This is a genomic window from Candidatus Pandoraea novymonadis (genome assembly GCF_003004665.1).
GTDB lineage: Bacteria > Pseudomonadota > Gammaproteobacteria > Burkholderiales > Burkholderiaceae > Pandoraea > Pandoraea novymonadis.
This window is the reverse complement of record NZ_MUHY01000001.1, coordinates 294,876-307,500: the sequence shown is the minus strand read 5'-3', so window position 1 is coordinate 307,500 and position 12,625 is coordinate 294,876. Positions and strand designations below refer to the sequence as shown.

General features: G+C 41.3%; 9 protein-coding genes. 2 read left to right on the top strand and 7 right to left on the bottom strand.

Features of this window, described 5'->3' with window-relative positions:
* The first annotated feature begins 665 nt into the window (after window positions 1–665).
* Window positions 666–2,045 (top strand): DNA repair protein RadA, encoded by a 1,380-nt coding sequence (gene radA, locus BZL35_RS01315; RefSeq protein WP_106182131.1) that lies wholly within the window; start codon window positions 666–668, stop codon window positions 2,043–2,045.
* Between the two features lie 43 nt (window positions 2,046–2,088).
* Here the strand turns inward: radA and BZL35_RS01310 are convergent, their stop codons facing one another.
* The 7 genes from BZL35_RS01310 to dapC form a co-directional block, all read right to left on the bottom strand.
* The gene (locus tag BZL35_RS01310; RefSeq protein WP_106182126.1) at window positions 2,089–4,026 is read right to left on the bottom strand and encodes an ATP-binding cassette domain-containing protein; all 1,938 of its coding nucleotides are present in this window, start codon (window positions 4,024–4,026) and stop codon (window positions 2,089–2,091) included.
* A 111-nt stretch (window positions 4,027–4,137) separates the two neighbouring features.
* On the bottom strand, window positions 4,138–5,568 hold the full coding sequence (cls, locus tag BZL35_RS01305) for a cardiolipin synthase (RefSeq protein ID WP_106182124.1): 1,431 nt from the start codon (window positions 5,566–5,568) through the stop codon (window positions 4,138–4,140).
* Window positions 5,569–5,589: 21 nt separating this feature from the next.
* A complete protein-coding gene (prmB, locus tag BZL35_RS01300) occupies window positions 5,590–6,507 on the bottom strand; it encodes a 50S ribosomal protein L3 N(5)-glutamine methyltransferase (protein WP_106182121.1) in 918 nt (305 codons plus the stop codon).
* 105 nt (window positions 6,508–6,612) lie between these two features.
* Complete coding sequence (dapE, locus tag BZL35_RS01295) at window positions 6,613–7,764, bottom strand: succinyl-diaminopimelate desuccinylase (protein ID WP_106182827.1); 1,152 nt, start codon at window positions 7,762–7,764, stop codon at window positions 6,613–6,615.
* 4 nt (window positions 7,765–7,768) lie between these two features.
* Window positions 7,769–8,104 carry a Spx/MgsR family RNA polymerase-binding regulatory protein gene (locus tag BZL35_RS01290; protein WP_420837011.1) on the bottom strand — a complete coding sequence of 112 codons (336 nt, stop codon included), beginning with the start codon at window positions 8,102–8,104 and terminating at the stop codon, window positions 7,769–7,771.
* Between the two features lie 14 nt (window positions 8,105–8,118).
* Complete coding sequence (gene dapD, locus BZL35_RS01285) at window positions 8,119–8,946, bottom strand: 2,3,4,5-tetrahydropyridine-2,6-dicarboxylate N-succinyltransferase (RefSeq protein ID WP_106182116.1); 828 nt, start codon at window positions 8,944–8,946, stop codon at window positions 8,119–8,121.
* Between the two features lie 15 nt (window positions 8,947–8,961).
* Window positions 8,962–10,173, bottom strand: coding sequence for a succinyldiaminopimelate transaminase (gene dapC / locus BZL35_RS01280; protein ID WP_106182113.1), 1,212 nt, complete (start codon window positions 10,171–10,173; stop codon window positions 8,962–8,964).
* Between the two features lie 950 nt (window positions 10,174–11,123).
* Between dapC and BZL35_RS01270 the strand changes: the two genes are divergently transcribed.
* Entirely contained in the window at window positions 11,124–12,584 is a 1,461-nt protein-coding gene (locus BZL35_RS01270; protein ID WP_245916315.1) for a cell division protein ZipA C-terminal FtsZ-binding domain-containing protein, read from the top strand.
* Window positions 12,585–12,625: the final 41 nt, after the last annotated feature.

Here is a 12,625-nt window from a genome sequence, read left to right as displayed (position 1 = left end):
CTCGGAGAGAATTATGCTCAGATATCTCACTTATCAATAATCCAGATTGTTCCGTTAGCTTGTGAATGGAGTTTTTACTAACAGCAGTTTTTGAGCAATCGAAGTATGAAGATAGATAGTCGACATATATGTAAGATTCTATTATCGCCTGAGTTCGCGGCTATCTTCTGCTGTTGGCGAAAATTATTTTTCGATCTACGTATAAAGCGTTACGAACAAACAAGTTCTGTGAGGATATTTATAACACGAAAATATGTAACATCGTTATATTTGCCATTCCTTTAAATCAATTGTATTTAATAATACAGACACTTCATGAGTAATCTCATATCTGATTTTTTATGCAAAGGCCAATATATTATGTTCATACCATTAAATATAATGATGCATAGTACGCAGTTACAGATGTTAGAAACCACACGCCAAGATGTACTCTCTCGAATACAGTGCCTAATACTGGCGTGAAAACGTTCAACTTTCATGAAAATCATTAACAACCACGTTATCACTGTACAGGTTTTGAAATTGAGATTTTATATGAGCTACGGCATATAAGTGTTGCATGCACTTTTTTGTATTGTATGGGTAACGCATCAAAAGCGAAGTGATTTCTGAGGACTCTAGCATTTTTTGCTTTTCATTTACCAAAAATCCACAGTATGCACATGATCAAGGCGAAAACTGTCTATATTTGCAGCGAATGTACTAGCCAAACCCACAAATGGCAAGGTAAATGTCCACACTGTAATGCATGGAATACACTCTCGAAATCGATGGCAAAAATTGAAACTGAACGTCGTTATCAGGCTCTTTCCAAGAGCGCGTCAGTATGCAAATTATCAGAGATTGACGCAAAAGATTTACCGCGCTTCTCAAGTGGGATGGATGAATTTGATCGTGTTCTAGGAGGTGGTTTGGTAGCTGGCGCCGTGGTCTTAATAGGTGGTGATCCAGGTATCGGAAAATCGACGTTGTTATTACAATCCTTGACTTATATTTCACGTGAACGGCATGCGCTTTATGTAAGTGGCGAAGAGTCAGGAGCACAGATTGCTTTGCGTGCACAGAGATTAGGATTAAGGGATTCGGTTCTTGAAGTGAATGCTGGAAACATCAATCTTTTATCTGAAATCCAATTAGAGAAAATTCTAAGCGTTATTGAATCGGAAAAACCAGAGGTAGTAGTTGTGGATTCAATTCAGACGGTATATTCTGGTGAGTTGACATCATCCCCAGGTTCTGTAGGACAGGTTAGGGAATGTACAGCTCAATTGACCCGTTACGCGAAAGAAAATGGTGTAACGGTGATCTTGGTGGGGCACGTCACTAAAGAGGGTAGTTTGGCTGGGCCGAGAGTGCTGGAGCACATTGTCGATACTGTGCTGTATTTCGAGGGTGATACTCATTCGTCATATCGACTGGTACGTGCGTTTAAAAACCGTTTCGGTGCAGTCAATGAATTGGGTGTTTTTGCAATGACTGAGAAAGGTCTAAGGGGAGTGGCCAATCCATCTGCACTTTTTCTCTCTCAGCATGAACAAACGGTACCTGGTGCCTGCGTGCTAGTAACACAAGAAGGTACACGTCCTTTGCTGGTCGAGATTCAGGCACTTGTCGACAAAACTCAGGCACAAAATCCTCGACGCTTAGCTGTTGGCTTAGAACAAAATCGCTTATCAATGTTACTGGCAGTTATGCATCGACATGCAGGGATTGCTTGTTTTGATCAGGATGTTTTTCTCAACGCCGTTGGTGGTGTAAAGATTACCGAGCCTGCTGCTGATTTGGCAGTATTACTGGCTATTTACTCCTCAATAAGGAATAAACCATTACCTGATGGTATTGTCTCCTTCGGAGAAGTTGGTTTGTCCGGCGAGATTCGCCCAAGTCCACGGGGTCAAGATCGACTCAAGGAAGCTGCTAAATTAGGATTTTCAGTTGCTGTCATTCCAAAATCAAATGCACCCCGTCAAGCTATTGATGGACTTGCAGTTCATGCCATTTCTCGCCTTGAGCATGCAATATCGGTAGTAGCAAAAATATAGCTCAAACTAGATTTTTCTAAAAAAATGACTGCAGCATACTATGTCAACAGTCAATTTTTTCAAAGGCTTCTTGTACTGTCAGCCAAGATGACTCAGTTTCTGCTAATTGAAATTTGACTTCACTATGACGCTTTAGACTATCCATCAATGCGATTTTTTTTGATGGTTCGTAGAGAGTTTTGTCAGCTAGCAAGGCATCAAGTTTGATTTTTTCCTTATTCAACAATACCATCGCTTTTTCCAGGCTTTCAATCTTGATTTGCAATGGTTTTCGTAACTGAGTCAATCGATGACGCTCTTTTGCATCGATCCGTTTTTTTGTTTGTCGATTAATATTTGATGTAATACTACCTTGGGTATCTCTTTCTTTCTTATGTCCAGCGGTACGTTGATCAGCTAAATTTTTAAGTAGCCAGTTACGATAATCATCTAAATCTCCATTGAAAGGTTGCACTCTACTGTCTGCAATAAGCAAAAATTCGTCTGTGGTACCGCGAAGTAAGTCTCGATCATGAGAGACAATGATCAGAGTCCCATTAAACTGAGAAATGGCCATTATCAGTGCCTGACGTGTTTCAAGATCTAGATGATTCGTTGGCTCGTCAAGCAAGAGTAGATTGGGTTTTTGCCAGATGATCAAGGCCAATGCTAGACGTGCTTTTTCTCCGCCGGAGAAAGATTTGATAATTTCCATAGCCATAGTGCTACGAAAATTGAAACCTCCGAGAAAATCTCGTAATTCCTGTTCGTGCGCATCTGGTGCTAGCCGTTGTAGATGTTGTAATGGAGAATTATCATTCTCCAATGTTTCAATCTGGTGCTGAGAAAAATAGCCAATTTTTAAACCTTTGCCTTGCGTAATATTTCCTGCTAAGGGTGGCAAATAACCGGCTAAGGTTTTAATCAGCGTCGATTTTCCTTGCCCATTTGCACCGAGTAAAGCGATACGTTTATCTTTTTGTACTGATAATGTTACGCGTGGAAGTATGACTTGTTCTCTACCAGAGTCGAGTTTATAACCACAACACACCGAGTTAAGAACAAGCATGGGATTAGGCGCAGAATTGACAGAATGAAAATTGAACACCAATAATGAATTTAAATCTCTAGGAGAGATACGTTCCATTTTGCGAAGTGCTCTTACACGGCTTTTAGCTTGCGTTGCCTTTGTAGCTTTTGCTTTAAATCGTGTGATAAATGATTCTAAATGAGCAATCGTTGCCTGTTGTTTCTCGAAAGTACTTTGTTCCAAAGCTAATTCGTGTTCACGTAGAATTTCAAATTGACTATAATTACCGCCGTAACGTTTTAATTTATGATTTTCGATGTGTAAGATGACATTACATACACTGTCAAGAAACTCTCGGTCATGAGAAACAATAAATAGAGTGCCGGTATATCGACTAAGCCAGTCTTCAAGCCAAATGATAGCATCCAGATCTAAATGATTAGTCGGTTCATCGAGTAATAGCAATTCAGATGGGCACATTAACGCCTGTGCAAGATTCAGACGCATTCGCCAACCACCAGAGAAACTAGAGACAGGTAGTTCACTTTGAGCTAGCGTGAAACCAAGACCTAGCAATAGAGATTGGCCACGTGCTGGGGCACTGTATCCATTTGCATCAGCAAAGGCTATGTGTGCATTCGCTTCCTGGTAACCGTCACCTCTAGCTTGTGCATCCGCGATTTGTGCCTGTGTTTTTCGTAAGTTACTATCACCATCTAGTACGTATTCGAGGGCTGTTCTCTCGAATGTAGGGGTTTCCTGTCTAACATATGCAATTCGCCAATTATTTGGAAAGAAAACATCGCCACTGTCGGGATGCATCTGACTGTGCATGAGGCCTAATAGGCTACTTTTGCCTGCACCATTTGCACCGACGAGACCAACTGACTCTCCGGGATTAATGACGATAGAGGTATCTTTAAAAAGCAATTTGGTACCACGTACAATGGTCAGATTTTCAAATCGAATCACAGAGGAAATTTTTTAAAAAAGTTTAAAGGTCAAAAAGCACTGCTTAAGAAAAAATATGGATTGACGGATTCATCTATCTAATTGGTATATATAGTATATATAATTTTTCTTTTACAGAATTGGTGCAAACATTCGTGCGATTCTCATCAGCATGCGACGCCATCCTGCGATAAAAAGAAAAGATTCTCTTTCGATGATTTCAGAATTCGAAAAATCATTCATTAGCATATGAGAAACTTCTGCAGCAAAGTGCTTATCAACAGTTAGAATCATCAATTCAAAATTAAGTCTAAATGAACGATTATCCAAATTAGCACTGCCGATAGCGGCAGCTGTATCGTCAATCAATACAACTTTTTGATGCAAAAAGCCATGCCGGTACCGGTAAATTTTGATACCGCTGCGTACCGCTTCGTGAGCGTAGGATTGTGTCGCCTCGTAGACCATACGATGGTCTGCACAACTTGGAATTAATATTCTAACCTCAACACCCCGGAGAACTGCTAAGCGTAACGCAGTAAAAACAGCTTCATCTGGACAAAAATATGGCGAGGTCAACCATACCCGCTCTCGGGCAGCATTGATGACAGAGACGAAAAAAAGAGAAGAGGTTTCTAATTGATCTGACGGCCCACTTGGCACAACTTGACAATGCATTTCACTATCCATAGATAGTGACGTCTGGTTGAGCAGTGGTACAGTGCCAGTACTCCAATGCCAATCTTCTGCAAAAGTATGCTGTATACCAATTACAGCAGGACCGGTCACTGAAATATGCGTATCACGCCAAGGGGCCAGTGGGAATTTTTCACCAAGATACTCGTTACCAACATTATGCCCACCTACAAATGCCTCAATGCCATCAATTACCACGATTTTTCGATGATTACGAAAATTTAGCTGAAAACGATTGATAAATAAACCTCGTCTCGCAGCAGAAAATTCACGTACGATGACCCCACCAGCCATGAGTATTTCGCAGTACCTACGCGGTAGATCATAGCTACCAATTCGATCGTATAAAAAATAGACTTTTACGCCGGCTGCGGCACATGAAAGTAAATGTTGTTGCAGCTCATGCCCAATTTTGTCATCGCGAATGATAAAAAATTGAATAATGACATAATCACGCGCTCGACCAATCGCTTCAAAAATAGCATTAAAGGTAGCATGCCCGTTGATGAGTAATTTGACATGATTACCTGCCACAAATGGCATGTTGGTCAAAGTCGTCAAAGCGCGAAATTCAGGATGGATATTAGCAGCAAGTGGAGGAGAAGGACCTGTAGAGATTATTTCTCCGAATTGTGAACGCATCAATTGATTACATGCTCTCCGTGCTTCAACGTAACCCAAAAAGGTGGAACGACCTAAGAATAAATATGGGATAAGAGTGAAGTATGGTATGGTAGTGAGCGAGACTGCCCATGCAATAGAACCCTGTGAGGTACGCACAGTCATGACTGCATGGATTGCCGCCATAATACCTATAACATGCAGTACGCCGATCCCGAAACCAATGTCAATCCAACTAAAGGTCATGATTAATTACATGACCTTTAGTTATTCTGAACAGGCAGACATATATCGCTGGAGATCAGCAGCGTGAACCAAAAATATCATATCATCGATACCGCTATTAGTCGGCAACCATGTCACTGACAAGTGTGGGAATGCTGCTTCAAAATTTTTGCGTTCGTGTCCAATTTCGACAATGAGAATTCCATTCTTGCTCAGTCGTTCGTGTGCTCCAATAAGAATGCGACGCACGATATCCATACCGTCGCTACCACCTGCCAGTGCTATGTAAGGCTCATGTAAATACTCAGCTGGCAGTGTTCTCATGGCTACTTCATTAACGTATGGCGGATTTGTCACAATTAATTCATAACGTTTTTCTGATGGCAGAGGCGAGTAAAGATCCCCATGATACAGTGTAATGCGTTCGTTAAGATAATAATCGCGAATATTAATTCTAGCTACTTCAAGGGCGTCCGCAGAAATATCCACTGCATCAATTTTCGCGGTTGGAAATGCCTGAGCAGCAAGAATTGGCAAGCATCCCGAACCCGTACATAAATCTAGTATGTTTTCGAGTGCTTCTGGATACAATATCCAAGGCCTAATTTTTCCTTCAATAAGCTCGCCGAAAAATGATCTTGGCACAATCACACGCTCATCGACATAGAAACGTTGTCCGTTCATCCAAGCTTCATTAGTAATATACGCCGAGGGGAAACGATCAACTACTCGGCGATTAATTACAGATAAAATATGTTCAATTTCGCTAGGTAACAAACGTGCATCGAGGAATGGATCAAGCATGTCAAGCGGGAGACAAAGAGTATGAAGCAAGAGATAGACGGCTTCATCATACACATTGTTATTACCATGGCCAAACGATAGTTTCGCTTCGTTGAAGCTTGATATGGCATAGCGCAGTAAATCGCGTAGCGTGACGAAAGGATGTGTTAATGACATAGCGTCCCCACACTTGCAAAAGTAAGCGTTTGCTAAATAGTCCTAGACTTCAAAACTTCAAAATGAAATTTCAACTAAACGATATGGAAGTACAATTTGGTTTAGTCATACGATCAAGCGATTCAATACGCCATAATAAATATTTTTGAGTGGTTCGATGTCTGCAACTTCGATATGCTCATCAATCTTGTGAATACTCGTGTTGCAAGGACCGAACTCAATCACTTGGGGGCAAATACGCGAAATGAAACGTCCATCTGAAGTCCCCCCAGTAGTTGATAATTTAGTTTCAATACCAGTTTCTTCCTGAATAGCATTTCCTAGTGCTAATGATAATTCACCGCATGGTGTAAGAAATGGTTGTCCACCAATCATCCAATCTATAGTGTAATTAAAACCATGAGCATCAAGTAAAGTGTGAACCTGCTGCTGAAGATCGTCAGATGTGCTCGCCGTTGAAAAACGAAAATTGAATAACACTGTCAATTCGCTTGGAATGACGTTATTCGCACCAGTACCTGCATGAATATTGGATATTTGCCAAGAAGTCGGTGAAAAATATTCGTTACCGTTATCCCATACGATCTGCGTGAGTTCGCTGAGTGCTTGCGCAAACAGATGTATGGGATTTTTAGCCAAATTTGGATAAGCAATATGGCCTTGTGTTCCATGTACCGTAAGCTTGCCAGACATCGAGCCACGACGACCATTTTTAACAAGATCACCCAATTTTTCACTGGATGTAGGTTCTCCGATAAGGCAATAATCGATACGTTCACCACGTTGTTGAAGTATCTCTACAACCTTCACGGTACCGTCAATAGCAGGACCTTCTTCATCACTCGTAAGTAAAAAACCAATGGATCCCTTGTGTTTTGGATGTTTAGCCACGAATTCTTCGATAGCGACAACAAAAGCGGCCAGTGATGTTTTCATATCTGCTGCGCCTCGACCATAGAGTTTACCATCTCGGTGTGTCGGCACAAATGGATCTGAATTCCATTGCTCAATAGGACCGGTTGGTACAACATCTGTATGGCCAGCAAAGACGAGTAATTTTCCAGCAGAACCTTCCTGTCCTCGCCTGATAGCCCAGAGGTTCTTTACATTATTGAAAAAAAAAGTTTCGCAGGAAAAATCGATGGCATTTAAGCGTCGTGCGAGAATATCTTGACAGCCCACATCTTCTGGCGTCAGAGAACGCCGAGCAATTAATTGCTCGGTGAGGGATATCGTAGGACTACTGGGAAGTATCATCATGTTAAAATTGCGAGGCATAGATATCGGGATTGAAACCAACTGTGACATATCCATCCTTGATAAGCACAGGTCGTTTGATCAACAACGGTTTTTCAGCTATCAATGCGCGTGCTTCAGATTCGTTAGTTGCAGCAGCCTTTTGTTTATCTGTTAATTGGCGCCATGTTGTACTGCGAAAGTTAAGCAGCCTTCCGATTGAAAATTGCGTTAGCAATGTGTTAAGTAAAGTCTCAGGCACACCTTCTTTCTTGAAATCATGAAAACAATAAGTAATGTGATGAGTATCTAGCCAAAAACAAGCTTTCTTCACAGAATCACAATTAGAAATACCGTACATTATTATCGCCATCCTCATTCGCCTCGAAGGAGATCGTTAATAGCAGTTTTCCCCCTTGTTATAGCATCTACTTTTTTCACAATCACAGCGCAGTACAAGCTATATTTTCCATCGCTAGATGGCAAATTACCTGGAACAACTACCGAGCCAGCTGGTACTCGACCATAATGAACTTCACCCGTTTCGCGATCGTAAATTTTTGTCGATTGCCCAATGTAGACTCCCATCGAAATTACTGAATTCTCTTCGACGATCACACCTTCAACCACTTCAGAACGCGCTCCGATGAAACAATTATCCTCAATAATGACCGGATTGGCTTGCAGTGGCTCCAACACACCTCCTATGCCAACACCACCAGATAAATGAACATTCTTACCAATCTGTGCACACGAACCGACAGTGGCCCATGTATCAACCATTGTACCCTCACCAACATAGGCTCCGATATTTGTATAAGATGGCATCAATACGACGTTACGTCCGATAAATGATCCATGGCGAGCGATGGCAGGTGGGACAACACGGAAACCGCCTTTCGCGAAATCTTCCATCGTATAGTTGGCAAATTTACTAGGTACTTTGTCATAAAAATGAGTAAAACCACCTGCTGTCATAGGCAAATTATCTTCCATGCGGAAGGACAGTAACACAGCTTTTTTAAGCCACTGATTGACAATCCATTGGCCATTTTTTTTCTCCGAAATGCGTAGAACACCTTGATCAAGGCCCTCTATAACATGCTTAACGGCATCTCGCACGTTAGCAGGAGTTGAGTGGATAGAAATTTCTGTTCGATTTTCCCAGGCTTGATCAATAAGAGTTTCAAAGGATGGCAACATAATTAGGTAAGAGGATCAGAGAGATGAAAGGGATTGGCAAAATTGCACGATACGTTCTGCTCCTTCGATACATTCGTCAATATCAGCCACCAATGCGATACGCACATAGTTCTCGCCCGGATTTCGCCAATGAGCAGTACGACCTAAGTAAGAACCGGGTAAAACAGTTACATTGTAGTCCGCCAACAAGCGACAGGTAAATTCTTTATCTGATAGTCCGGTTTTGGCATCGACACATGCCCAAAGATAAAAACCGGCATCAGGTAGTCTAACGTCGAGCACCTCAGAAAGCATTGGCGTAACTATCTGGAATTTTTTGATGTATTTACTACGGTTCAATCGCACATGTACCTCATCTTCCCATGCAGCAATACTTGCGGCTTGAACTGCTGGGTTCATGGCGCAACCGTGGTAGGTACGATATAGTAAAAATAGTTTTAGAACCGCGGGATCGCCAGCAACAAAACCTGAGCGCATACCGGGCACATTGGAACGTTTCGATAGGCTGGAAAAGACTACCAAACGATTAAAAGAACGACCTAATTTTTGTGCCGCAGCAAGTGCTCCAAGAGGCGGGTTCTCTTCATCAAAATATATTTCAGAGTAGCATTCATCGGACGCAATTATAAAACCATATTGGTCCGATAATTCAAACAATAGCTGCCAATCTGCTAGCCCCAACACAGAACCAGTTGGATTGCCCGGTGAGCACAGGTAGACAAGTTGCACTTCCTTCCAAACATCGAGAGGAACGCTAGCGTAATCAGGTGCAAAATTACGTGCAGGATCGCAATCAACATAGTAAGGCATAGCACCTGCGAGTAAAGTAGCTCCTTCGTAAATTTGATAGAACGGATTTGGACAAACCACCTTTGCGTTGGGTCGACGGTTATCGATGACGGCTTGTGCAAACGCAAATAATGCCTCACGTGAGCCAGTCACTGGCAGCACTTCCTTAGCTGAATTTATATTTCGCAGTTGATGACGCCGTTCTAGCCATCTAGCAATACTATCGCGTAGCGAGTCCGATCCAGCCGTCGCAGGATAATTAGATAATCCACCCAATCCTTCTATGAAAGCTTCCTTGATAAATTGTGGTGTCGGATGTTTAGGTTCACCAATCCCAAAACTGATATTTTTGAAATTGGTAGCCGGTGTTACGCCAGTAATGAGTTCTTTGAGACGCTCAAATGGATATAACTGAAGTTTTTCAAGTAGCGGATTCACGACAAGGACTAATAGATAAGAGTTTATTGGGCCTTCAGCGTTTGGCCTTTAGGATCCCGAAATGCCAAATAACTTATTTACGTTAGAGTTTGAGATTGCTGTAAAATGAAGGAAGTAAAAGAAAATTATACGTTACCCTATGCCTGATAGGGCGCATGATATTACACATTTCAAGCACTTTCGATGTTGCCAAGCCAAGTAAATCTTGTATCTTCATGCCAAGTGGTTTTTCTTCTGTACTAGCATGTTTTTTAGAGATAGGTATTTGCATAGCGTCCATTGATTTCCTATGTGTTTTGGCGAAATCTACGACATTCTATTAATGAGTAAGCCATAGTCACTTCCAGTACGCTGGGAACCAGCGTTATCGTCAGAAATCAGCTTTTTTGCAACAACACACGGAGCATATTTGATTGATTAATGTGTTCCCAGTTTTTTTGCTTGACCTTCAGACTCAATAACATTTTTTGATGTCAATGATTCCCAAGGAATCATTGACATCAAAAGGGATAATGTTTCTTTAGCTTAAGCAACAATCAAGTTTATTTCATTTTTTATGTACGTTACACGCTACCATCAGGTAAAAATCACATCTAGCCATCTGGCGCATGTTGTTCATTTTTGTACTGCACTTTTGACAAGGTATCAAAAATAAAACTCATCGTAACAACAGGACGTGAAATTTCTGATGTTAGTGTTCAGCTGAACACACCAGCCAGCTCATAAAACAGCTCAAAAATTAAATTTTTTCTAGAAAAAGAGAAAAATCAATCAATTATTTCTGTTTTTAGCATATTTCAATTGAATATCTCTAATAGAAGAAGCATGAGAAAATAAGGCTTTTCACGCATCGTTGCAATTAATAGAAATCTAACATTGAGTTAAGCCTAGGATTGTCTTAACTCAATGTCAAAACGCGACAATAATGAAAACAGTGAGGTAGTGAGCACATGAATGATCTTCAGATGAGTTTAATTGCTACAGGGATGGTTATATTATTGATTGTCATCGCCTACAATGCTTGGCAAAGCAGAAAAATAAAACAACGGATGACTTCTCACATGCCTTTGGAAAAAGCAAATATCACTACCAAAACAGATCTATTGGGAGATAAACAAAATCAAATATTTATCAAACCAACACATTTGGAGACCCATCATCATAGCGAACGACGTGAGCCAACGATGGGGGGGCATCAAAACGTAAATCCAGGCATAGAAAAATCAATCGATTTATCTCGTTCGCAAGAGGAAGTGAATAACTGGGATGGGAGAGGGAATCAAGAAACTTACTTCACAACACCATTTAATCAAGAAGAAACAGCTCGTGATAACCCAAACGTGCAGAATATCATTAATAGCCCAGTGAGTAATTATGATACCAAGAAAAATCTACAGGAAGAGATGAGCTATGTGGATGATAACGAGAGAATCCATTCAATGACAGGAAGCATTAATATAGATGCCGATCGTCAAAAAGACGGTGTTATGAACCTAGAATGGATAAGTAACGATTATAAATCTTCAACCTCATCGAGATACGATGGAATGTTACCTTCTGCAGCAAGATCTGTATTTGATACGATTGCCGCATTTTCAATTGTAGACCAAAAAATAGACTGTATTGTTTCCTTTCCATTATCGAAACCATTCTCAGGTCAATGCATCTTGCCACTGAGGGAGCGCATCGGACGTGCGAGTACCAAACCAATCTACATTGAAGGACGTATCGATAAAAGTAGGCCATGGCGGTCGATCTGTGCTGACGATCACTACATTGAACTGCGCATTGCTGTCCAGTTGGCAAATCGTGGGGGTGCCATGAACGAAAGGGAATTTTATGAATTTACCAATGGAGTACAACTGATTGCGGATGTAGTTGGCATTCTGCCAGAATTTCCAGAAATGAAAGAAACTCTAGCAAAAGCACGTGAGTTAGACAGTTTTGCAGCGCAGTGCGATGCACAGTTATCTATCAATATACTTTCCAATAGTGCACCTTGGTCTGCTAATTATATTCAAGCTATGGCGATGCAAGACGGCATGTTGCTTTCTCGCAATGGTATGCGTTTTGTTAAATTGGACGCCAAACAAACCCCTATCTTTATGTTGCAATTTGCCAGTACTAATTTTTTGCGTGATGACCTAACCTACAAAGACGGAGATTTAATCACGCTTCTGCTCGACGTGCCAATGGCTGATCAAGCCTTAATGCCTTTCGATTTAATGTGCGTTTATGCAAAGTCAATTGCTCAAAGAATCGATGGTTTTTTGGTCGACGATCTTAGGCACACATTGACAGATGCGGCATTGCAGAATATAAACCACAAACTATTAATGCTATACAAACGGCTTGAAGAGAGTGGTTTACCAGCAGGCTCTCAGGTCGCCCGGCGGCTATTCAGCCAGTGAATAAAATGGATGTGCCGATATCAATAGATATGAGTAGAAAA